Origin of the sequence: Paraburkholderia sp. 32 (assembly GCF_050435345.1) — a bacterium.
GTDB classification, from domain to species: Bacteria; Pseudomonadota; Gammaproteobacteria; order Burkholderiales; family Burkholderiaceae; genus Paraburkholderia; species Paraburkholderia tuberum.
Window position 1 is genome coordinate 3,142,786 of record NZ_JBNDKD010000003.1, and the last position, 20,593, is coordinate 3,163,378.

A 20,593-nucleotide genomic window follows, 5' to 3' on the forward strand; every position below is an offset into this window, starting at 1 on the left:
CGGGAGGAACCTGTGCAGGACGTAATGACCTACAGCCAGCGCAATCAGGAGGCGTAACACATGGCCTACACCGGCAAATTTCTCGTGAATAACGAGTCCCTATCACCGCTCACCATTTTTGGCATCGGCACGTTCAACGCGTATTCAGGCAACAATCAATACCGCAATCGGGGCGGCTGCACGATGGTGCCTAATGATGGGCCGCTCCCTGCCGGTAAATACTGGATCGTGGACCGCCCCACGGGCGGAATCCGTTCTCAGCTGTTTGCACGGGCAAACGATGAGTGGAATGCAGCAATGGGTCACCCATCGAATCACGGTGAATGGTTCGCGCTGTATCGTGATGATGGAACGATTAATGATCTGACGTGGATTAATGGCGTCAAACGCGGGCAGTTCCGTTTGCATCCGGCAGGCGGACGCGGGATTTCGCTTGGCTGCATCACGCTGCCGAGCCATAGCGATTTCATGAGAATCCGCAACGCGCTGCTGCACACCGTCAAAATTCCCGCGCGCAGTTCGGGCCTGCGCGCCTATGGAACAATTGAGGTCATCACTTATGGCAACACTTGCCCGTAGGGTGTTCAAGGTCGCCCTGTTTATCGGCCTGTGCTATCTCTCTCTGCTCTATGTCCGTCCGTACCATTATGAGTGGACAGAAAGCGAGTCGCGCGCATGGTTTGGTGCTTCGCGTTGGCTTGGTGTCCGCGATCCCGAAGATTTGTATTTCGTGGTGTGGGTGACGATTGAACTGATCGCGGCGGCGCTGGCGTATGTGGCGATCATGAAGCTATTGCGGTGGTTTCGCACGACGTAGATGAAAGCCTCGGCGACGGGGCTTTTTTCTGCCTTGGAAAGTTGACGACCATCGCGCACGCCTCGGCGTTTCGGAGTTGTCTGAAGCCTGCGCCCGGCACATACACCTAGCATTGAACCGTCGCCACCCAGTATGTCACTCCCGCTGAGGTGGCGGCTCTATTGGCTCTTTTTCTGTGATGCAAAGGTTTTGCGCGCCCTTGAGGCGCGTTTTTTTCCAGGCGAAAGAGGCGGCAAATCCGGAATCGACCTGTAGCGCGCCAGCGGCCCGCGCGGTTACGGTCAAGGTTCACCAACGGGAGGAGCCTATGCAGGAGAATGACCTACAGCCAGCGCAATCAGGAGGCGTGAAACATGGCTTACTTCGGCAAATTTCTCGTGAACAACGCGCCGCTGTCACCGCTCACCATTAATGGCATCGGCACATTCGACGCGTTTTCGGGTGATCAGCAATATCGCAATCGGGGCGGCTGCACGGCGGTGGTGGGCAAAGGGCCAATTCCCGCTGGTAAATACTGGATCGTCGCGCGTCCCGCTGGCGGTGTAGGCTCCAGGGCTTTAGCGTGGATAAAAGATGCGTTTAATGCCTATGATGGGAGGCCAACCGATCACAACGAATGGTTCGCGCTATATCGTGACGATGGTGTGATTGATGACTGGACATGGGTCAATGGCGTCAAGCGTGGCCAGTTCCGGTTGCATCCGGCAGGTGGTCAGGGTGTTTCGCTTGGCTGCATTACCCTGCCGAGCCGTACGGATTTCCTGAGAATCCGCAACTCACTCCTGCACACCATGACGATCCCTGCCGGCATTTCGGGGCTTCGCGCTTACGGAACAATTGAGGTCATCACATATGGCAACACTTGTCGGTAGGCTCTTCAAGATCGCGCTGTTTATCGGGTTGTTTCTTCTTTCATTTCGTTATGTCCGGATATCCCATCAGTGGACAGAAGGTGAAGCGCGAGCATGGTGGGGGGCTTCGGATTGGCTCGGTGTCCGCGACCCCGAAGATTTGTATATCGGGGTGTGGGTGACTATCGAACTGATCGTGGCGGCGCTGGCGTATGTGGCGATCCTGAAGCTATGGCGGTGGTATCGCACGAGGTAGACGAAAGCCCCGGCGACGGGGCTTTTGTTTATCCCGTGCATTGATGAATTTGGAGGAATCTCGTGAAGAGAGGATTTATTGCTACATTTCGAGCCGAGTGAGCCGATTTCAGCCTTTGTCGTTTCTGCTCACCGCTTCCCCTTCCTCACCACCATCCACCGCGGCGACTTGAACCGCACGATGCTCACGTAAAGCCACACATACGTCGCGGCGAACACGACAACGAAGCAGAACAGATGCAGCGTGTGCCGCCAGAACAGCGTCGCCGGCACGACTGCAATCAGGCACAGCAGCCACAGATACGGCGACGTCAGCGAGTTGCGGCGCGTCAGCTCGCGCGCGGTGCGCGCGCCGACCGCCCAGCGCATCAGCCGCTTGTAGACCAGCATATGCAGATGCACGCCATCCGGAATGCCCGGCGACATGCCGCGAATGAACTTCTTGCGGTAGATCGAGAAGCAGGTCTCGAAGATCGGGTACATGAAGAGCAGCATTGGATACCACGCGGATACGTCGCGATTGCGCATCACGAGCAGGATCGACAGCTCGGCGAGCATGAAGCCGATGAAGTAAGCACCGCCGTCGCCGAGAAAAATCAGCCCGGCCGGGAAGTTCCAGATGAAGAAGCCGAGCACCGCGCCCATCATCATGAACGACGCGGACAGCACGACCGGGTCGTGCACCTGGAACGCCACATACGCGAGCGACGCGAACATCATGAACGCGACCATCGACGCGAGGCCGTTGAAGCCGTCGATGATATTGATCGCATTGGCGAGCGCCGCGACCGCGAGCACCGTGACCACGAACGAGATCGCCGCATATGACAGCAGAAAGTCGAGCGGCGGCACGCTGATGCGCGTGACCGCGATGTCGAGAAAGAACCAGGCGAGCGCGGCGGCCGCCATCGTGCAGATCAGGCGTGCGAGCGGCGACACGCGCTTGGTCAGATCCTCGACGAGCCCCGAGCCGAACGCCGGCATGCCGCACGCGATCAACCCGAGAATGCTGCCCGATACGGCCGGATACGCGCGATGCAATTGCACCGCGGAGACGATCAGCCCGACCAGAATCCCAGTCCCGCCGATGCGCGGCACCGGCCGCACGTGGAATTTCTGGACGCCGGCCAGATCGGTGTCGGTCGAGAACTTTTCATGCAGATGCGCATAGCGCACGATCAACAGCGTGATCAGCAGAGAGACGAGAAAGCCGAGCGCAAAACTAAGCATGAAAGTGGGCCTGAGCGAAGACGCGGAATTATACAAACGAAACGTGCGGCGGCCGGCGCGCGGCACGGGCGCGAAGCTTTCATCCAGGCCGGCAAAAAAATCCCAGATAGCGAGACCGAAGTGGCCCGCACAGACCCGTGAGCGCTCGCTCCTCATGGATTCCCCCTATGCGGCGCTCGCGCGCCGCAACCGTAAACCTGGATGCGACGAAGTGTAAGTCGCGCGCAACAAAGGCGTTCCGGAGACCCAATGCTTAATAACATCACAATTCGTGGCGGACTGACGCTCGTGATCAGCGTATTCGTCGCCTTCCTTCTGACGGTGATCGCTGTCGGCTACGGCGCGCTGAAGCTCGCCAACGACAGCCTCGACGACACGCAGCGCAGTGCGGTCGCGCTGTCGCATCTGAAGGCGAGTTCCGAGAAGCTTCTGCAGGTGCAGCTCGCATTGGGCACCTATCAGACCTTGTTCAGCGTCGGCAAGCAGACCGACGATCTGCTGCCGGCCGCGCACAAGGTGCTGCTCGAATCGAACAACGACTTCCGCAACTACATGGCCGGCCCGTTCGAGAGCGACGCCGAGCGCAAGCTCGCGCAGAGCGTCGGCGACGCGCGCGCGGCGCTCGTCGACAAGGCGATCGAGCCGGAATTCAAGGCATTGACCGACTTCGACTTCAACACCTTCCGCAACATCCAGGGCGACACGGCGAACAGCCTGTACGCGTCCTACTCGAAAGCGATCGACGCGCTCGAAAAAGCGCAGATGGACAATCAGCATCAGCAGGCCGCGACCGGCGCGCGACGCTTCCAGCTCGCGACAGTGCTGTTCGGCGCGATCGCGGTGATCGCGCTCGTGATCGCGGTGGGCGCGCGCGTCGCATTGTCGTCGGCGCTGATCAAGCCGGTCAACGCGACGGTCAAGCACTTCGAGCGCATCGCGGCCGGCGACCTGAGCGGCGCGATCAAGGTGAAATCGCGCAACGAGATGGGCCAGCTACTCGGCGCGCTGACGCGGATGCGCGACGGCCTCGTCGAAACGGTCGGCAAGGTGCGCGGCAGCACGAGCGCGATCACGCAGGGCGCGAACGAAATCGCGTCGGGCAATGCCGATCTGTCGGCGCGCACCGAGCAGCAGGCGGCCGCGCTGCAGCAGACCGCGGCGAGCATGGAGCAGCTGTCGGCGACCGTGAAACAGAACGCCGACAACGCCAGGCAGGCGAACCGCCTCGCGCACGGCGCGCTCGATACGGTCACGCGCGGCGGCAAGGTGGTGTCGCGCGTGACCGAGACGATGGACGGCATCAGCGAGTCGTCGCGCAAGGTCACGGAGATCATCGGCATGATCGAGGGGATCGCGTTTCAGACCAATATTCTCGCGTTGAACGCGGCCGTCGAAGCGGCGCGCGCGGGCGAGCAGGGACGCGGCTTCGCGGTGGTCGCCTCGGAAGTGCGCAGTCTCGCGCAGCGCTCGGGCGCGGCGGCCAAGGAGATCAAGGAGCTGATCGGCGAGTCGGCGGCGAAGGTCGAGGAGGGTGCCTCGCTGGTGTCGGATGCGCAGAAGACGATTCAGGAAGCGCTGAAGGCCGTCGAGCGCGTGACCGGCGTGATGAGCGAGATCGAGGCGTCGGCGCTCGAACAGAGCGATGGCATCGAGCAGGTCAACAAGGCGGTGTCGCAGATCGACGAGGTCACGCAGCACAACGCGGCGCTCGTCGAGCAGGCGGCGGCCGCGGCGAAGTCGCTGGAGGAGCATGCGATGGCGTTGCGTGATGCGGTCGCGGTGTTCCAGCTGGAAGGGGCAACGGCGTAACGCGTTCAGCAGCCACGGCGCTCACCGTTCTGACGAGGTGAGCGCCAAAGCAAACGGCGGCGGCATCCGCGCTACGCGAATGCCGCCGCCATTTTTTTAACGGGATGCGCTGGTGCCGAAGCGCTTTATGCAAACCCCTGCGGATTCGTCGACTGCCAGCGCCAGTGGTCCGCGCACATGCGCTCGATGCCGAACTGCGCGCGCCAGCCGATGATTTTCTCGGCCGCGCTCGGGTCCGCGAAACACTGCGCGACGTCGCCCGGGCGGCGCGCGACGATCTCGTACGGCACCGGCCGCCCCGACGCCTTCTCGAACGAGCGCACCACGTCGAGCACGCTATAGCCCTGGCCCGTGCCGAGATTGACGACGAAGCTCGCATCGCGCTCGACGAGCGCATCGAGCGCGGCGAGATGCCCGCGCGCGAGATCGACCACGTGGATGTAGTCGCGCACGCCGGTGCCGTCGGGCGTCTCGTAGTCGCCGCCGAACACGCGCAGCTTGTCGAGCTTGCCGACCGCGACCTGGGCGACGTACGGCATCAGGTTGTTCGGAATGCCGGCCGGATCTTCGCCGATCAGGCCACTTTCATGCGCGCCGACGGGATTGAAGTAGCGCAGCGTCGCGATGCGCCACGACGGGTCCGACACTTCGAGATCGCGCAGGATCTGCTCGGCGATCAGCTTCGATTGACCATACGGATTGGTCGCCGACAGCGGGAACGATTCGTCGATAGGCGAGCTCTTCGGCACGCCGTACACCGTTGCCGACGAACTGAACACGAACTGCTTGACGTTGCGATCGCGCATCACGCCGAGTAGCGTCAGCAGGCTGCCGACGTTGTTCGCGTAGTACTCGATCGGCTTCGCGACCGACTCGCCGACCGCTTTCAGCGCCGCGAAATGGATCGCGCCGGTGATCGGATGCGCATCGAAAATCCGCTGCAGCGCGGCTGCGTCGCGCGCGTCGTCGTCGTAGAAGCTCACCGCACGGCCGGTTATTTTCTCGACGCGCCGCACCGCTTCGCGCTTGCTGTTCACGAGGTTGTCGATCACCGCGACGTCGTAGCCGCCGTTCAGCAGTTCGACGCAGGTGTGCGAGCCGATGAAACCCGCGCCGCCCGTTACCAGAATCGTGCCCTTCATGGTCATGCTGTTGCTCCCATTAAAGTAAAACACCCGTGATTTTTTGCACCAGGTCTTTATAGGTTTCGACGACCATGCGTTCGTCGAATTCGGTCGCGACTTTCTGCCGGCCGCGTTCCGCCATCGCGCGCCGCTCCGCGCCGCTCATCTCGAGCATGCGTGCGAGACTCGCGGCAAGGCTCTGCGCATTGCGCGCTTCGCACAACAAGCCGTTGACGCCGTCGGCCACCACCTCGCGGCAGCCGGGCACGTCGGTCGCGACGATCGGCCGGCCCATCGCCGACGCTTCCATCAGCGTGCGCGGCACGCCTTCGCGATACGACGGCAGCACCACGCAATCGGCATCGGCGATGAACGGCCGCACGTCGTGCGCCTCGCCCAGATATTCGATCACGCCTTCCTGTTCCCACGCGGCGACTTCGTCGCGCGTGATCGCGCTCGGATTGTCGACGCCGACCGGCCCGAGCAGCTGAAAGCGCGCGTGGCGGTAGCGCGCGCGCAATTGCCGCGCGGCCTCGACGTATTCGCCGACGCCTTTGTCCCACAGCAGCCGCCCGATCAGCACGAAGCGAAACTCCGCGCGCTCGCGCAGCGGCGTGAACGCGAACTGCTCGAGATCGACGCCCTCGCCGTGCAACAGCCGCGCGCGCTCCGGATGCACGAGCAGCTTGCCGTCGATGAACGCGGCCTGATCGTCGCGATTCAGGAACCACACTTCACGCGGAAAGCGGAACGCGAAACGATACAGCCTTTTGGCGATCTGCGCGGCGCGGCTGTGCTGGATGAACACGTAGCCGAGCCCGGTGGTGACCGCCACCGACTGCACGCCAGCCAGCTTCGCCGCGATCGAGCCGTAGATGTTCGGCTTGATCGTGTAGTGAAACACGACATGCGGACGGATGGTCCTGTACTGCCGATACAGCGCGACGAGCGTGCGCAGATCTTCGCCCGGACTCGTGCCTTTCGACGCCATCGGCAGCTCGATGCAACGGCAGCCCATCGCGGCGAGCAACTCGAACGTGCGGTCGCGCGGCGCGAGCACCGTCACGTCGACGCCGCGCCCGATCAGCGTGCGGATCAGCCCTTGCCGATAGGTATAGATTGCCCAGGCCGTGTTGCAAACGAGTGTAATGCGTAGCGCGGGCGTCGACTTGAAAGAGGGCTTCATGCGAAGAAATGCCGGGCGTTGAATGAACTGTGGACCATTGATACGAAGACAGCGCCCTACGATGCGGCGCGAACCTCAGCGAATGAAGCGACAACGACAGCGGCAGCGACAACGACAGCGCTCACACGCGGCGCGACTCAACGGTTCGCGCGCGGCGTGAGCAGCGCGCGCTTGACCCGCTGTAACGTGCGATAAGGCAGCATCAGATGCAACAGATTCTTCGCGAGGCCCAACCAGTCGTAAGGATTGGCCACGTTGAAGTAGCGCAACTGCAAACGCAGCGTCGAACCGATCTGCCGGCGCCGTTTCGTCGCGCTGATGCCGCCTTCGTTCAGCTCATAGAAAAGGCCGAGTTCCGGCAGATTCGCGCAGTCATAGCGTTCCATCAGACGTACGAACAGATCGAGGTCCTCCGCCGAACGATACGCGGCGCGGTAGTTGCCGACTGTGCGGACGGCATCGATACGCAGCATCATCGACGGATGCGCGAGGCACGAGCGGAAAAAGCGCTGGCGCCGGATCACGTTCGGCTCGGCCGGCGGCGTCAGCATGAAAAGCGGCTCGCCCGCGCGCGTGACGACCTGGGTCCACATGCCGAGGCCCGCCACGTTCGGATGCGCTTGCATGAACGCGCGCTGCTTCGCGAGCCGCTGTGGCACCGCGCGATCGCCCGCGTCGATGCGCGCCGCATAGCGAAAGCCGCGCTGCGCGAGCGCGTCGACGCCGGTTCGCAGCGCACGCTCGATGCCCCCGTTCTGCGCCATGCGCAGCACTTCGATCTTCAGGTTCGGCAGCGTGGGCGCGACGATCGGCGGCGTGCTGCCGTCATCGACGATCAGTACGTGCACCAGCGCACTTTCTTCGAACGACGCGAGCGTAGAATCGACGTCCGCCTGACCGTTATAGGCGGGTATCAGCACCGCGACGTCGTCGAGCGTGGTTTGCGCGGTGGCGGATGAATTCGTCATGGGCGCAATTTGAAACGGATGTAATAAAGATTGACCGAGGCGGCCGCCACATAGCCGGCCGCGAGGCCGACGAGCGCGCCATACGCGCCGAGCCGCGGGATCGCCAGCAGATTGACCGCGAACGCGACGGCGAGCGCGAGCAGCCACTTGGCGAGCAACACGAACTTGGCCTGATATTTGAGCACGACCAGATTGCCGATCGCCTCGACGCCGGCGGGCACCGACAGCCACACGGCCCAGCGGAAGATTTCGATCGCGCCTTCGAAGTCCGGCCCGAACACACGGCGGATGATGAAGCCCGCGAGCAGATCGAGCACGAACGCGCCGCACACCATCAGCACGGCGCTCAGCGCGGTGAGCCGCCACATGTTGCGGCGCAGTTGCGCGATGCCTTGCACGCGGTAGACGAAGGCGGGCGCAATGGTTTGCGCGAGCATCAGCGCGAGCGTGATCCAGTTTTCATTCAACTGCTGGGCGGCCGAGTAGCGACCGAGGTCGGCGAACGAAATCGCGCGCTCGAGCATCAGCCGGTCCAGTTTCAGAAATAGATACATACAGATGAGCCCGAGCCAGAACACGGTGCCCGCGCTCGCGAAGTGCCTGAAGAGCGAACGTTCGACATGCCAGCCCAGCTTGCCGTCATGCCGGCGCATGAAGTAGAGCAACAGCACCGCGCCGATCGCCGCCGATTCGAGCGCCCACAGCCAGCCGAAACGCGCGGGCGCGGCCGTCGCGCGCACCAGCAGATAGACGAGAGCCGCCTTGATCACCGCGGTGCTCATGCTGGTCAGCAATTGCGGCTTGCTGTAGGTCATGCTTTGCAGCCACGCGTTGATCACGCCGACGAACGGCTCGCGAAACAGCATCGTCACCGCGAGGCCGGCGAGCATCGCACCGACGAGCGGTTCGAAGAAGTGCAGCGCAATGCCGAGCCACGTAAGCAGCAGCGCAACGGCCGAGACGGAGATGCGCAACGCGAACGCGCTGCCGAGGACGGTACCGAGTTGTCCGGGCGGCCGGTTGACGATGGTCGGTACGAGGATTTCCGCGCCGCAGACCCAGGTGATCGGCGACAGCACCAGCAGCAGCGTATTCGCGTACTGCCATTTGCCGAACGTTTCGGGCCCGAAGTAACGCGCGAGCATGCCGCTGATCACGATTGCGACGCCGATCTGCGTGAGCCGCTCGAGACCCAGCCAGACGATGTTCGTAAACGCTCGGGTGACGTCGGGATTGGCGAAGCGCTTGACCGTCAGCATCCGTTGGCCGCTCGCCGCTGCGCGTCGGTCAAGCCGCCTCGCACGGCCATGCATGCGGCGCTATGCGCATTCGCCCGCCCGGCCGGCAGCCACGGCAACTTTACAAATGGAGGGCGTCTAAGCATTAGAATGGCGGTATTCAGGCTGGTCAGAAAAACGCAATTATAAGTTGGAACCGGACCGCTTCCGGCAAGGGCGCATCGAGGCGCGGTAACAGGTGTTTTTAACGTGAGTATTACCGTGGTTTTTAACGCGAATTTTTTCCGCGTTTTTTACCGGCGATTGTTACCGGTCGAGGTCGGTGCGCAGGTCAAAATTTTCCATTGCACGCAAGTGAGCCAACATGATCTCCAAATCCATTTTCAAGGCGTATGACATTCGTGGCGTCATTGGCAAGACGCTCGACGCCGACGCCGCGCGTTCCATCGGTCGCGCATTCGGCAGCGAAGTGCGCGCGCAGGGCGGCGACGCGGTCGTGGTCGCGCGCGACGGACGCCTGTCGGGCCCCGAGCTGATCGGGGCGCTGTCCGACGGCCTGCGTGCGGCCGGCGTCGATGTCGTGAACGTGGGCATGGTGCCCACGCCGGTCGGCTACTTCGCGGCGAGCGTACCGTTGAAACTGGCGGGCGGCGAGCGCCGCGTCGACTCGTGCATCGTCGTGACGGGTAGCCATAATCCGCCGGACTACAACGGCTTCAAGATGGTGCTGCGCGGCGCGGCCATTTACGGCGAGCAGATTCTCGCGCTGCATCAGCGCATCGTCGACGAGAACTTCGCCGACGGCAGCGGCAGCTACGCCGAGTACGACATCGCCGACGCGTATCTCGAGCGCATCGCGAGCGACGTGAAGCTCGCGCGTCCGATCAAGATCGTCGTCGATACCGGCAACGGCGTGGCCGGCGAGCTCGCGCCGAAGCTGTTCAGGAAGCTCGGCTGCGAACTCGTCGAACTGTTCACCGAAGTCGACGGCAACTTCCCGAATCACCACCCGGACCCGGCGCACCCGGAGAACCTCGAAGACGTGATTCGCGCGCTGAAGGAAACGGATGCGGAAATCGGCTTCGCGTTCGACGGCGACGGCGACCGCCTCGGCGTCGTCACCAAAGACGGCCAGATCATCTACCCGGACCGTCAGCTGATGCTGTTCGCCGAAGAAGTGCTGTCGCGCAACAAGGGCGCGCAGATCATTTACGACGTGAAGTGCACGCGCAATCTCGCGAAGTGGGTCAAGGACAAGGGCGGCGAGCCGCTGATGTGGAAGACCGGCCACTCGCTCGTGAAGGCGAAGCTGCGGGAAACCGGCGCGCCGCTGGCTGGCGAAATGAGCGGCCACGTGTTCTTCAAGGACCGCTGGTATGGTTTCGACGACGGCCTGTACACGGGAGCGCGTCTGCTCGAGATCCTCACGCGTGTCGCCGACCCGAGCAAGCTGCTGAACTCGCTGCCGAACTCGCACTCCACGCCCGAGCTGCAACTGAAACTCGAGGAAGGCGAGAACTTCGAGCTGATCGCGCGTATGCAGCAGAACGCGAAGTTCACCGGCGCGGACAACGTCGTGAAGATCGACGGTCTGCGCGTCGAGTATCCGGACGGCTTCGGCCTCGCGCGTTCGTCGAACACGACGCCGGTCGTGGTGATGCGTTTCGAGGCCGACAACGACGCGGCGCTCAAACGCATCCAGGACGACTTCCGCCGCGTGATTCTCGCGGAGAAGGCCGATGCGAAACTGCCGTTCTGACGGCTGATGCGGCGCTGCGCTTCGAAGTTCGTTAAGACGGCTCGAAGCGTCGCCCCTACCGAACGCGGCGCGGGTTGCCTTACCGCGCCGCGTTTTTCATGTCTTTCATGGACGGCGCGCTAGAATTGCGGTCCTTTCAACGCATCTTCGAGCCGGATAGCCGGTTTTCCCACTCTTGAGCGCGCAAAAGATACTGATCGTGAGGGTGTCGTCGCTGGGCGACGTCGTTCACAACATGCCCGTGATCGCCGACATCCGGCGCCGTCATCCCGACGCGCAGATCGACTGGCTTGTCGAGGAAAGCTTCGTCGGGCTCGTGGAACTCGTGAGCGGCGTGCGGCGCGCGATTCCGGTGTCGCTGCGGCGCTGGCGCAAGCGCATCCTGTCCGTCGACAACTGGCGCGAGATCGGCGCGTTTCGCCGCGCGCTCGCCGCCGAGCACTACGATCTGGTGGTCGACTGCCAGGGCCTCATCAAGACCGCGTGGCTCGCGAACATGGCGCGCGGACCGCTCGTCGGCCTCGGCAACCGTACCGAAGGCGCCGGCTACGAATGGCCGGTGCGCTTTTTCTACGGGCGGCGCGTGCCGATCGCGCCGCGCACGCACGTGGTCGAACGCACGCGTCAACTGGTGGCCGCGGCGCTGAACGATCCGCCGCCGCAACCCACCGACGACATCGACTTCGGTCTCGACACGGGCCGTGCCGCGCTCGCGCTGTCGCAGGCGAATCTGAATCTGCCGGTGCCGTACGTGGTGTTCGTGCACGCGACTTCGCGCGCCGACAAGCAGTGGCCCGATGCCGCGTGGATCGAACTCGGGCAGGCGCTGGTGCGGCGCGGCGCGTCGATCGTGCTGCCGTGGGGCAGCGACGCCGAGCGCGCGACCAGCGAGCGCCTCGCGAAGGAGTTCGGCGCGGCCGCGATCGTGCCGCCGAAGCTGTCGCTGCCGGCGGTGGTGGGGCTGATCGATGGCGCGGCCGCGACGGTCGGGGTTGACACAGGTCTGGTCCATATCGCGGCGGCGCTGAAGCGGCCCACGGTCGAGTTGTACAATTTCTCGACCGCGTGGCGCACCGGCGGCTACTGGTCGCCGAACGTCGTCAATCTCGGCGCGGCGGGGCAGCCGCCTACGCTGCAGCAGGTGAAGTCGGTGCTTGCCGGCTTCGGGCTGTTGTAACCCGGGCCGGCCGGCATCAGCACCTGCTGCATCCTGTCGGTGCGCTTCGCCTTGCGCACCCTCCGTTCCAAAGGGCGACCATGAACGAAACCCAGATCATCGAAGTAGCGAACGCCGACTGGCACGGCTGCAACCTGTCCGTGCCTCGAGAGACGCTGCTCGCCGGCGTCGAGCGCGGCAAGGTGCTGTACTTCCCGAACCTGCGCTTCGCGATCGACGGTGGCGAGCAGGCGCTGCTCGACCCGGCGCTCGCCGATCCGAACCGCAAGAACATCAGCCTCGAACCGAATGGCGGCGCGCTGCATGGCGTGGCCGGCGATGCGGTCACGCAATCGGCGGTGCGCGCGTTGATCGCGCGTTATCAGGCGAATGCGCGCACGCTCGTCGACGGGCTCTTTCCCGAGTACAGCGGCAAGCTGCGGGTCGCGCCGACGAGCCTGCGGCTGCATCAGGTCGAGACTCGCGAAACCTCGTGGCGCAAGGACGATAGCCGTCTGCACGTCGACGCGTTTCCGTCGCGGCCGAATTACGGCGAGCGCATCCTGCGCGTGTTCACCAACGTCAATCCCCATGGCGTGCCGCGCGTATGGCGCGTCGGCGAGCCGTTCGAGGACATGGCGCAGCGCTTCCTGCCGCGTATCAAGCCGCAGATGCCCGGCTCCGCGTGGCTGCTGAACCTGCTGCACGTGACCAAATCGCTGCGCAGCGAATACGATCATCTGATGCTCAGTCTGCACGACGGCATGAAGGCCGACCTCGACTATCAGAAGACGAGCCCGCAGCAGACCATGCCGTTTCCACCGGGCAGCGTGTGGGTGTGCTTCTCCGACCAGACCTCGCATGCGGTGATGTCCGGCCAGTTCATGCTGGAGCAGACTTTCTTCCTGCCAGTGAAGGCGATGGCGCAGCCGGAATGCGCGCCGCTCGGCATTCTCGAGCGCCTGAAGGGCAGGGCGCTGGTTTGAGCGCGGCGGTCGATTCGAGGGCCGGGCAGATGCCGGCCCGCATCGCGCGCGTGAGCGCGCTGCGCTTTCCGAATCACGCGGGGCGCCGATGCTAAGGGCGATCTATCGCGCGCTCTGGTGGCTCATCGCGCCGCTTGCGGTGCTGCGTCTGTTGATCCGTTCGCGTAAGGAGCGCGGTTATCGCGAGCATATCGGCGAGCGCTTCGGTTATTCGCGCGGGCGCTTGTTGGAGGACAGCGCGCCGTTGATCTGGGTGCATGCGGTGTCGGTCGGCGAGACGCGCGCCGCGCAGCCGCTGATCGATGCGCTGATGAAGGCGCGCCCCGACGCGCGCATTCTGCTTACGCACATGACGCCGAGCGGCCGCGCGACCGGCATCGAGATTTTCGGCGACCGCGTGTTGCGCAGTTATCTACCGTACGACATGCCGCATGCGGTACGGCGCTTCTTGCGCGGGTGGCGGCCGTCGCTCGGTCTCGTGATGGAAACCGAGGTGTGGCCGACCCTGATCGACGAGTGCCGTCGCGCCGACGTGCCGCTCGTGCTGACCAACGCGCGGATGTCGGCACGTTCGTTCAAGCGCGCGGCGAAATTCGGCGGTGCGACGAAGGACGTGTTCGGCGGCTTCGCGCGCGTGCTCGCGCAGAGTCCGTCCGATGCCGAGCGGTTGACCTCGCTCGGCGCGCGCAATGTCGCGGTGCTCGGCAATCTGAAGTTCGACATGAGCACGCCGCCCGAACTCGCGGCACGCGGCCACGCGTGGCGCGCGGCGATCGGCACGCGGCCCGTGTGGGTCGCGGCGAGCACGCGCGAGGGCGAAGAAGCGCTCGTGCTCGAGGCGTTCACGGCGCTCGGCATCGACGATGCGCTGCTGATTCTGGTGCCGCGTCATCCGCAGCGCTTCAATGAAGTCGCGGCGCTCGTCGAGAAAGCGGGGTTGCGGCTCGAACGGCGATCGAGTTGGGCGCCCGATGCGAAGGTCGCGTCGGCGGCGCGCACCGCTGACGATGGCGTGGCGCCGCTGCCTCGCGACGTGAACGTGCTGCTCGGCGATTCGATGGGCGAGTTGGGCGCTTACTACGCGGCGTCGGATCTTGCGTTTATCGGCGGCAGTCTGTTGCCGCTTGGCGGACAGAACCTGATCGAAGCGTGCGCGGTCGGCGTGCCGGTGCTGATCGGGCCGCACGTTTTCAACTTCACGCAAGCCACCGCCGATGCGGTCGCGGCCGGCGCCGCCGTGCAGGTGCAGGACCCGGCCGATCTGGCGCGCGCGCTGCGCGAGCTGTTCGGCGACAAGTCGCGGCGGCTCGCGATGGGCGGTGCGGCTGCCGCGTTTGCGGCGAGGCATCGCGGGGCGACGGCGAGGACGGTGGATGTGTTGGCGGCGTTGTTGCCGGAGTAGTCCCGGAACGCCGGTGACGACCGCGCCGAGCGAAATATTCAAGCCGCAAGCGCCACGCACTTTGTGGCTAACGCTTGCTTATGTGATATGAACCGTCCGAGTGTTATTGCTGCTTCGCGACAGACTCGTCGCTTATTGGGCTTGTGTCGGCGCTACGGCGTCGACCGCTTCCTCTTCCTGCGGAGGTGTGTGGGTCTGCCGGATTTGCTCAATCATCTTGGTTAAGACATCAAAAGCCGTTTCCGGCGTGGCTTGCGTCGGGGTTGGTTTGCCTGGGTTTTGATGTGCAATCGAATCGCGATATTGCTTGATTTGCTTGACCTGCCCGATGAGATCGGGGTCAACTTCGCCTTTGAAAAGATTGAGAATCTCACCAAGCTTCCAGTATTCGACTTCATTCTCGAACTTTTCAGCCAGCTTGTCGGAATACTGCTGCGGATATCCGGCGGCCAGCAGCCGATTGGCCGTTTGCAGATGCTCGATGACGAACCGCTCAAATGTGGCGAATAGCGCCAAAATGGCAAGGTCAGCCGCTTGCCTGGCTGCGTCTTGAAGGGCGGTATTTGCTTCCTCCGGAGTTGCCCCAATGAACTGTGTGCGTCGGATGAGTTCTTCGTGCTGGATTTGAATCGTGCGCGTGGCGACTTTGAAGCAATCGTTCGCCACAGCAAATGCCTTATAGACTGGATCCAGAGGATTATTAAAATTCATAGTCGGAAACATCCGTGAGCAGGTCAAGAAACAGACTCTCTTCAACGCGCTTTGCTCGACGTACTCTGGCCTCGATCCAGTACCAGCCATCTCCGTCGACTCCAGGAAGCATGGGTGCCGACGACGAGGTTGTGTTTTTTCCACCAACGGTAGTCTGCATCGAAAACGTCGGACCTTTTCCAACGTAGAAAAGGAACGCATGTCTCGTCACACGGCCGATTAGATCCACTCTCCCGTGCGCGCCGATGATTTTCGATCCGACAGGCTGGATCTTGGCCACTGACACTCCGTCCTTTGATATGTGAAGGCTCGGGGCATCATATTGGGCCATCATCTCTTCACTGAGTGTTGTGACGTCGCGTTCCACGGTTAGACCATGGTCTCTGCACCAGGCACTCACTTCCCGCAGGAAGGTTGTGACGCGCTGCACATATTCGGCGGAAGAAGAGCCTGCATCTTCGGTTTTTGGTTCAGCCATTGTCTGTCCTTGTATCGTCAGCATGCGCGCACTGCGGCACGCCAACGTCTGCCAGCACAGTCCACATATTTGCGCGTATCAGTGAGATATGAGCAAATGTTCTCGCGCTCACATCTGAAGCCTCAGCGTACCACTGAATCCGTCGCAAAATTTTCAAAGCTAGCATGTCGCTGGTTGGACCAATCGCTTTTTCACCTCTGGCAATGACACTTTTCTCCCAACTGGGTTTTCGGTGGGATCGCGCCGCGATTCCACTAGACGTTCCCGTCCATCCGGTCAAACGTGTATGTTCCCGTTTTCACCGAATGCTGCCGGAGTTCGTGTGGGACGCAGGCGTACTCGAAGGGAATCCGTCGACGTTCGTCGAGGTGGAGACATTGCTCGACGGCATCACCGCCGGTGGTCGGAAGATATCCGATCATGAGCAGATCTTGAACCTCGCGAACGCTTCAAAGCGTTTGCTGGCGCTGTTGCGGAATGATCGATTCACGCTCGCCAAGCTTACGTTCGGCGATTTGCAGAGCCACGTGGCGGCGCGTAACGAAGCGCTCGAGTGGGGGCGTTTTCCGAGGTGAAGGTGAACAAACGCGCTATACGCCCGACGTCGCGCTGGGTGAGGCGGGGCGGTATACGCCTGTGCCTACCGTGCCGGGTGCTCCACAGCTCAACTGGGTTTTCGGCGCAGGGACCCGCGCGCTCAGCGAAGAAGTTTCCAATCCATTCGAGCGCGGCTGCGCGTTCTTCCTGTTCGGCGCGTTGCAGCAGTTTTTCTTCGACGGCAACGAAAAGATGGTGCGCTGCTATCTATCGAAGGATGGCACCGAAATGATGGCAGTCCTGCGCGAATGCCATCCTGGCGAGTGAAGCGTCACTTGCTCACACCTTCAACAACCCCTTCTTTTCAATAAACTTCACCACATCATCAAGACCCTCGAGCGCCTTCAGATTACACATCACAAACGGTCGCTCGCCGCGCATCTTCTTCGCATCGGATGCCATCACATCGAGGTTCGCGCCAACCAGCGGCGCGAGATCCGTCTTGTTGATCACGAGCAGATCCGACTTCGTGATCCCAGGTCCGCCCTTGCGCGGAATCTTCTCGCCGCCCGCGACGTCGATCACGTAGATCGTCAGGTCCGACAGCTCCGGGCTGAAAGTCGCCGCGAGGTTGTCGCCGCCCGATTCGATGAACACGATGTCCGCATCCGGAAAACGCGTGAGCATGCGGTCGACCGCTTCGAGGTTGATCGATGCGTCCTCGCGGATCGCGGTGTGCGGGCAGCCGCCCGTCTCGACGCCCATGATGCGCTCGGCCGGCAGCGCGCCCGCGACGGTCAGCAGACGCTGATCCTCTTTCGTATAGATGTCGTTCGTGATCGCGACGAGGTCGTACTGGTCGCGCATCGCCTTGCACAGCATTTCGAGCAGCGTGGTCTTGCCCGAGCCGACCGGGCCGCCGACGCCCACGCGCAGCGGCGGCAGCTTCTTCGTGCGGATCTGGCTCGCGGTATGGAAAGCGGAATGATGAGATGCGTTCATGATGGATCGTGGGAATCGTGCTACGAGCGGAAGAGCCGCGAATACTGCGACTCGTGGCGCGCCGACAGAATGCCGAGCTGCGGCGCGAACGTGTTGAGGTCGTCACGCGAGGTCGCGAGTGCGCGCGCGACGGCCGCGTCGATCGGCTCACGCAGCGCGACGATGATGCGTTGCCCCGCGAGCTGGCCGAGCGGCACCGCCTTCAACGCGGCGGCGGCCTGGTTCTCGACCCAACTGAACGCATAGGCGGCGAGCGCGGCATCGACCGGAGCATTGTGCGCATAGGCGGCGAACGCGAACGCGCTCGGCTGCGCGAGTGGCGTCAGCGACGCGAGCGTTTCGCGCCTCGCCACGTCGCCCCATTCGAGCGACACACACAGCTGTCGCAGCGACCAGCCCATCTGCTCCGTTTCGCGGCGCAGTTCGGCGGACTCGCGACTCGCGAGGAATTCGGCGTTGGCGTCGGCGAGTTCCACGGCGTCGTGCGTGCGCCAGCGTTCGATCTGCTGCGCGAGGAACGGCAACTCGCCGCGCGCGAGCACGTCGGTCAGGCCGCGTTCGATCCATATGCGCGCGGAGTCGGCATCGGTGATGAGCTGCGCTTCAATCGCCGCTTCGAGACCCTGCGAATAGCTGAACGCGCCAATCGGCAGTGCTGGCGACGCGAGATGCAGCAGCGCGGTGAATTCAGCGATGCGCATGACGATGCGGGTGGTGTCCATGTCCGCACGATTCGTCGTGCACGTGGTCATGGTCGTGATCGTGCGAGTGCGAAGAGCCCTCATGGGCATGAGCATGCTCATGCCCATGATGCTCACCAAACACCTGCTGCGCGATCGCATAGTCCTCGGCGAACGTCTCGTCGTGCCCATGCTTATGTCCACCGCCATACGCTCCGGCTTCAGGCTGAAACGGCAGCGACACCTGCTCGACCGTCGCGCCGATGCGCTTGAGCATGTCGGCGAGCACCGGATCGTATTCGAGTTTCAGATAATCGGCGCCCACTTCGACCGGCGTATGACGATTGCCGAGGTGATAGGCGGCGCGCGTCAACGTCAACGCGTCCGAGGCGCGTACGACAAGCACGGCTTCATCAGCTGCAACGACACGCACGAGCCCGCCATCATCGGCGACGAGCACGTCGCCATCGCGCAGCACGGTGCCGCGCGGCAACAGCAATGCGATTTCCTCGCCGTCATCGAGCGTCGCGGCGAGCCGGCTCTTGCGACGTTCATCGAACGCGAGCGTCAAGGTCGGCGCACGCTTGACGAGTACCGGCGCGATCTTCAGATGCGGCGCGAGAAGTTTGTTCAGTGTACGCATGATCAGAACAGGAAATAGCGTTGCGCCATCGGCAGCACGGTGGCCGGATCGCAGGTCAGCAACTGGCCGTCGGCGATCACCTGATAGGTTTCCGGATCGACGCTGATGTTCGGGCGCCACGCGTTGTGAATCATGTCGGCCTTCGTCACGTTGCGGCAGTTTTTCACCGCGACGATGCGCTTGTGCAAACCGTAGCGTTCGGCCACATTCGCATCGGCGGCGAGTTGCGACACGAAGGTCAGCGACGTGCGGCCTAGCGCTCCCCCGCGCGTCGCGAACATCTCGCGATAGTGCACGGGCTGCGGCGTCGGAATCGATGCATTCGGATCGCCCATCTGCGCCATCGCGATCATGCCGCCCTTCAGGATCAGCGACGGCTTGATGCCAAAGAACGCCGGCTCCCAGAACACGAGGTCGGCCCACTTGCCCGGTTCGATCGAACCGACTTCATGCGCGATGCCGTGCGTAATCGCCGGATTGATCGTGTACTTCGCGACATAGCGTTTCGCGCGGAAATTGTCGTGGCGCGCGTTGTCCTCGGGTAGCACGCCGCGTTGCACCTTCATCTTGTGCGCGGTCTGCCACGTGCGGATGATCACTTCGCCGACGCGGCCCATCGCCTGCGAGTCCGAAGAAAGCATCGACAGCGCGCCGAGATCGTGCAGGATGTCCTCGGCGGCGATCGTCTCGCGGCGAATCCGCGATTCGGCGAACGCGATGTCTTCGGCAATCGACGGATCGAGGTGATGGCACACCATCAGCATGTCGAGATGCTCGTCGAGCGTGTTGACCGTGTAGGGCCGCGTCGGATTCGTCGACGACGGCAGCACGTTCGCTTCGCCGCACACCTTGATGATGTCCGGGGCGTGGCCGCCGCCCGCGCCTTCGGTGTGATACGTGTGGATCGTGCGGCCCTTGAACGCGGCGACGGTCGCTTCGACGAAGCCCGCTTCGTTTAGCGTATCCGTGTGGATCGCGACCTGCGTGTCGGTATCGTCTGCGACCGAAAGGCAGTTGTCGATCGCCGCGGGCGTCGTGCCCCAGTCCTCGTGCAGCTTCAGGCCGATCGCGCCCGCGGCGATCTGTTCGGTCAGCGGTGCCGGCTGGCTCACGTTGCCCTTGCCGAGAAAGCCGAGGTTCATCGGATAGCCGTCGGCCGCTTGCAGCATGCGTTCGAGATGCCATGGCCCCGGCGTGCAGGTGGTCGCATTCGTGCCGGTCGCGGGGCCGGTGCCGCCGCCGAGCATCGTCGTCACGCCGCTCGCGAGCGCTTCCTCGATCTGCTGCGGGCTGATGAAGTGGATGTGCGTATCGATGCCGCCCGCAGTCACGATCAGCCCTTCGCCCGCGATCACTTCGGTGGCCGCGCCAATCGCGATCGTCACGTTCGGCTGGATGTCGGGATTGCCGGCCTTGCCGATCGCCGCGATGCGGCCGTCCTTGATGCCGATGTCGGCCTTCACGACGCCCCAGTGATCGAGGATCACCGCGTTCGTCACGACGGTATCGACGACCTCGGCATGTACGCGCTGCGACTGGCCCATGCCGTCGCGAATCACCTTGCCGCCGCCGAACTTGACCTCTTCGCCGTAGGTCGTGAAGTCGCGCTCGATCTCGATCAGCAGTTCGGTGTCGGCGAGGCGCACGCGGTCGCCGGTGGTGGGGCCGAACATCTCCGCGTACGCGCGGCGGCCAATGCGTAGTGTCATGGTGTGGGTCCGGAATGAGCTACAAGCGAGCGACAGGCAAGGCAAGGCGGAG

23 protein-coding genes are annotated in these 20,593 nt (G+C 63.2%); 12 read left to right on the forward strand and 11 right to left on the reverse strand.

The features are described from left to right. The first annotated feature begins 60 nt into the window (after window positions 1-60). The 4 genes from OKW26_RS37330 to OKW26_RS37345 all read left to right on the forward strand — a co-directional run bounded on the left by OKW26_RS37330 (window position 61) and on the right by OKW26_RS37345 (window position 1,924). Window positions 61-579, forward strand: a complete 519-nt coding sequence (locus tag OKW26_RS37330; protein WP_429356715.1) for a DUF2778 domain-containing protein — start codon at window positions 61-63, stop codon at window positions 577-579. Continuing rightward, the gene (locus tag OKW26_RS37335; RefSeq protein ID WP_429356716.1) at window positions 560-817 is read left to right on the forward strand and encodes a hypothetical protein; all 258 of its coding nucleotides are present in this window, start codon (window positions 560-562) and stop codon (window positions 815-817) included. Before OKW26_RS37330 ends, OKW26_RS37335 begins: the two co-directional genes overlap by 20 nt. Before the next feature lie 353 nt (window positions 818-1,170). Further along, window positions 1,171-1,689, forward strand: a complete 519-nt coding sequence (locus tag OKW26_RS37340) for a DUF2778 domain-containing protein (RefSeq protein WP_187615953.1) — start codon at window positions 1,171-1,173, stop codon at window positions 1,687-1,689. Further along, window positions 1,670-1,924, forward strand: a complete 255-nt coding sequence (locus OKW26_RS37345; protein ID WP_187615954.1) for a hypothetical protein — start codon at window positions 1,670-1,672, stop codon at window positions 1,922-1,924. Before OKW26_RS37340 ends, OKW26_RS37345 begins: the two co-directional genes overlap by 20 nt. Window positions 1,925-2,052: 128 nt before the next feature. Here the strand turns inward: OKW26_RS37345 and OKW26_RS37350 are convergent, their stop codons facing one another. After that, entirely contained in the window at window positions 2,053-3,153 is a 1,101-nt protein-coding gene (locus tag OKW26_RS37350; protein WP_184059737.1) for an MraY family glycosyltransferase, read from the reverse strand. Between OKW26_RS37350 and OKW26_RS37355 the strand changes: the two genes are divergently transcribed. Then, window positions 3,152-3,370 (forward strand): hypothetical protein, encoded by a 219-nt coding sequence (locus OKW26_RS37355; protein ID WP_429356717.1) that lies wholly within the window; start codon window positions 3,152-3,154, stop codon window positions 3,368-3,370. The two genes, OKW26_RS37350 and OKW26_RS37355, sit on opposite strands and share 2 nt — an antisense overlap. A 32-nt stretch (window positions 3,371-3,402) precedes the next feature. After that, window positions 3,403-4,962: a methyl-accepting chemotaxis protein gene (locus OKW26_RS37360; RefSeq protein ID WP_429356718.1), complete on the forward strand. Its 1,560-nt coding sequence runs from the start codon at window positions 3,403-3,405 to the stop codon at window positions 4,960-4,962. Between the two features lie 125 nt (window positions 4,963-5,087). Here OKW26_RS37360 and galE read toward each other — a convergent pair whose 3' ends face one another. The 4 genes from galE to OKW26_RS37380 all read right to left on the reverse strand — a co-directional run bounded on the left by galE (window position 5,088) and on the right by OKW26_RS37380 (window position 9,499). Continuing rightward, a complete protein-coding gene (gene galE / locus OKW26_RS37365) occupies window positions 5,088-6,110 on the reverse strand; it encodes a UDP-glucose 4-epimerase GalE (protein ID WP_429356719.1) in 1,023 nt (340 codons plus the stop codon). A gap of 13 nt (window positions 6,111-6,123) precedes the next feature. Continuing rightward, entirely contained in the window at window positions 6,124-7,272 is a 1,149-nt protein-coding gene (locus OKW26_RS37370) for a glycosyltransferase family 4 protein (RefSeq protein ID WP_429356720.1), read from the reverse strand. Between the two features lie 137 nt (window positions 7,273-7,409). Beyond that, window positions 7,410-8,240, reverse strand: coding sequence for a glycosyltransferase (locus tag OKW26_RS37375; RefSeq protein WP_429356721.1), 831 nt, complete (start codon window positions 8,238-8,240; stop codon window positions 7,410-7,412). Beyond that, complete coding sequence (locus OKW26_RS37380) at window positions 8,237-9,499, reverse strand: oligosaccharide flippase family protein (protein ID WP_429356722.1); 1,263 nt, start codon at window positions 9,497-9,499, stop codon at window positions 8,237-8,239. Before OKW26_RS37380 ends, OKW26_RS37375 begins: the two co-directional genes overlap by 4 nt. 343 nt (window positions 9,500-9,842) lie before the next feature. On the opposite strand from OKW26_RS37380, the gene OKW26_RS37385 reads away from it, so the two are divergent. The 4 genes from OKW26_RS37385 to waaA all read left to right on the forward strand — a co-directional run bounded on the left by OKW26_RS37385 (window position 9,843) and on the right by waaA (window position 14,781). Then, window positions 9,843-11,237, forward strand: coding sequence for a phosphomannomutase/phosphoglucomutase (locus tag OKW26_RS37385; protein ID WP_090803354.1), 1,395 nt, complete (start codon window positions 9,843-9,845; stop codon window positions 11,235-11,237). Window positions 11,238-11,412: 175 nt separating this feature from the next. Further along, window positions 11,413-12,414 (forward strand): lipopolysaccharide heptosyltransferase I, encoded by a 1,002-nt coding sequence (gene waaC / locus OKW26_RS37390; RefSeq protein ID WP_429356723.1) that lies wholly within the window; start codon window positions 11,413-11,415, stop codon window positions 12,412-12,414. 80 nt (window positions 12,415-12,494) lie between these two features. Next, the gene (locus OKW26_RS37395) at window positions 12,495-13,379 is read left to right on the forward strand and encodes a Kdo hydroxylase family protein (protein ID WP_184020906.1); all 885 of its coding nucleotides are present in this window, start codon (window positions 12,495-12,497) and stop codon (window positions 13,377-13,379) included. Window positions 13,380-13,467: 88 nt separating this feature from the next. After that, window positions 13,468-14,781 carry a lipid IV(A) 3-deoxy-D-manno-octulosonic acid transferase gene (gene waaA, locus OKW26_RS37400; RefSeq protein WP_429356724.1) on the forward strand — a complete coding sequence of 438 codons (1,314 nt, stop codon included), beginning with the start codon at window positions 13,468-13,470 and terminating at the stop codon, window positions 14,779-14,781. Window positions 14,782-14,913: 132 nt separating this feature from the next. Here the strand turns inward: waaA and OKW26_RS37405 are convergent, their stop codons facing one another. Both OKW26_RS37405 and OKW26_RS37410 read right to left on the reverse strand, forming a co-directional pair. Next, window positions 14,914-15,492 carry a hypothetical protein gene (locus tag OKW26_RS37405; protein ID WP_187611816.1) on the reverse strand — a complete coding sequence of 193 codons (579 nt, stop codon included), beginning with the start codon at window positions 15,490-15,492 and terminating at the stop codon, window positions 14,914-14,916. Continuing rightward, window positions 15,482-15,970: a hypothetical protein gene (locus OKW26_RS37410; RefSeq protein ID WP_429356725.1), complete on the reverse strand. Its 489-nt coding sequence runs from the start codon at window positions 15,968-15,970 to the stop codon at window positions 15,482-15,484. Before OKW26_RS37410 ends, OKW26_RS37405 begins: the two co-directional genes overlap by 11 nt. A 164-nt stretch (window positions 15,971-16,134) precedes the next feature. On the opposite strand from OKW26_RS37410, the gene OKW26_RS37415 reads away from it, so the two are divergent. Continuing rightward, window positions 16,135-16,545, forward strand: coding sequence for a hypothetical protein (locus tag OKW26_RS37415; protein WP_429356726.1), 411 nt, complete (start codon window positions 16,135-16,137; stop codon window positions 16,543-16,545). 61 nt (window positions 16,546-16,606) lie between these two features. Next, entirely contained in the window at window positions 16,607-16,834 is a 228-nt protein-coding gene (locus OKW26_RS37420; protein ID WP_429356727.1) for a hypothetical protein, read from the forward strand. Window positions 16,835-16,846: 12 nt separating this feature from the next. Here OKW26_RS37420 and ureG read toward each other — a convergent pair whose 3' ends face one another. From ureG to ureC, 4 genes are read right to left on the reverse strand one after another with little or no spacing between them, the layout of a single operon-like run. Then, window positions 16,847-17,509, reverse strand: a complete 663-nt coding sequence (gene ureG / locus OKW26_RS37425; protein ID WP_429356728.1) for an urease accessory protein UreG — start codon at window positions 17,507-17,509, stop codon at window positions 16,847-16,849. Window positions 17,510-17,529: 20 nt separating this feature from the next. After that, window positions 17,530-18,210 carry an urease accessory protein UreF gene (locus OKW26_RS37430; protein ID WP_429357164.1) on the reverse strand — a complete coding sequence of 227 codons (681 nt, stop codon included), beginning with the start codon at window positions 18,208-18,210 and terminating at the stop codon, window positions 17,530-17,532. Further along, window positions 18,197-18,832 (reverse strand): urease accessory protein UreE, encoded by a 636-nt coding sequence (gene ureE, locus OKW26_RS37435; protein WP_184059706.1) that lies wholly within the window; start codon window positions 18,830-18,832, stop codon window positions 18,197-18,199. Before ureE ends, OKW26_RS37430 begins: the two co-directional genes overlap by 14 nt. A 2-nt stretch (window positions 18,833-18,834) precedes the next feature. Continuing rightward, window positions 18,835-20,541, reverse strand: coding sequence for an urease subunit alpha (ureC, locus tag OKW26_RS37440; protein WP_429356729.1), 1,707 nt, complete (start codon window positions 20,539-20,541; stop codon window positions 18,835-18,837). Window positions 20,542-20,593: the final 52 nt, after the last annotated feature.

What these genes read in the sequence shown, in the direction of transcription:
- OKW26_RS37345 (WP_187615954.1), top strand. Translation starts at nt 1,670, where the DNA reads ATGGCAACACTTGTCGGTAGGCTCTTCAAGATCGCGCTGTTTATCGGG.
- waaA (WP_429356724.1), top strand. Translation starts at nt 13,468, where the DNA reads ATGCTAAGGGCGATCTATCGCGCGCTCTGGTGGCTCATCGCGCCGCTT.
- OKW26_RS37355 (WP_429356717.1), top strand. Translation starts at nt 3,152, where the DNA reads ATGAAAGTGGGCCTGAGCGAAGACGCGGAATTATACAAACGAAACGTG.
- OKW26_RS37395 (WP_184020906.1), top strand. Translation starts at nt 12,495, where the DNA reads ATGAACGAAACCCAGATCATCGAAGTAGCGAACGCCGACTGGCACGGC.
- OKW26_RS37410 (WP_429356725.1), bottom strand. Translation starts at nt 15,970, where the DNA reads ATGGCTGAACCAAAAACCGAAGATGCAGGCTCTTCTTCCGCCGAATAT.
- OKW26_RS37340 (WP_187615953.1), top strand. Translation starts at nt 1,171, where the DNA reads ATGGCTTACTTCGGCAAATTTCTCGTGAACAACGCGCCGCTGTCACCG.
- OKW26_RS37330 (WP_429356715.1), top strand. Translation starts at nt 61, where the DNA reads ATGGCCTACACCGGCAAATTTCTCGTGAATAACGAGTCCCTATCACCG.
- OKW26_RS37405 (WP_187611816.1), bottom strand. Translation starts at nt 15,492, where the DNA reads ATGAATTTTAATAATCCTCTGGATCCAGTCTATAAGGCATTTGCTGTG.
- OKW26_RS37430 (WP_429357164.1), bottom strand. Translation starts at nt 18,210, where the DNA reads ATGCGCATCGCTGAATTCACCGCGCTGCTGCATCTCGCGTCGCCAGCA.
- OKW26_RS37370 (WP_429356720.1), bottom strand. Translation starts at nt 7,272, where the DNA reads ATGAAGCCCTCTTTCAAGTCGACGCCCGCGCTACGCATTACACTCGTT.
- OKW26_RS37350 (WP_184059737.1), bottom strand. Translation starts at nt 3,153, where the DNA reads ATGCTTAGTTTTGCGCTCGGCTTTCTCGTCTCTCTGCTGATCACGCTG.
- ureG (WP_429356728.1), bottom strand. Translation starts at nt 17,509, where the DNA reads ATGAACGCATCTCATCATTCCGCTTTCCATACCGCGAGCCAGATCCGC.
- OKW26_RS37375 (WP_429356721.1), bottom strand. Translation starts at nt 8,240, where the DNA reads ATGACGAATTCATCCGCCACCGCGCAAACCACGCTCGACGACGTCGCG.
- OKW26_RS37335 (WP_429356716.1), top strand. Translation starts at nt 560, where the DNA reads ATGGCAACACTTGCCCGTAGGGTGTTCAAGGTCGCCCTGTTTATCGGC.
- ureE (WP_184059706.1), bottom strand. Translation starts at nt 18,832, where the DNA reads ATGCGTACACTGAACAAACTTCTCGCGCCGCATCTGAAGATCGCGCCG.
- ureC (WP_429356729.1), bottom strand. Translation starts at nt 20,541, where the DNA reads ATGACACTACGCATTGGCCGCCGCGCGTACGCGGAGATGTTCGGCCCC.
- OKW26_RS37385 (WP_090803354.1), top strand. Translation starts at nt 9,843, where the DNA reads ATGATCTCCAAATCCATTTTCAAGGCGTATGACATTCGTGGCGTCATT.
- OKW26_RS37380 (WP_429356722.1), bottom strand. Translation starts at nt 9,499, where the DNA reads ATGCTGACGGTCAAGCGCTTCGCCAATCCCGACGTCACCCGAGCGTTT.
- OKW26_RS37415 (WP_429356726.1), top strand. Translation starts at nt 16,135, where the DNA reads ATGTCGCTGGTTGGACCAATCGCTTTTTCACCTCTGGCAATGACACTT.
- galE (WP_429356719.1), bottom strand. Translation starts at nt 6,110, where the DNA reads ATGACCATGAAGGGCACGATTCTGGTAACGGGCGGCGCGGGTTTCATC.
- OKW26_RS37360 (WP_429356718.1), top strand. Translation starts at nt 3,403, where the DNA reads ATGCTTAATAACATCACAATTCGTGGCGGACTGACGCTCGTGATCAGC.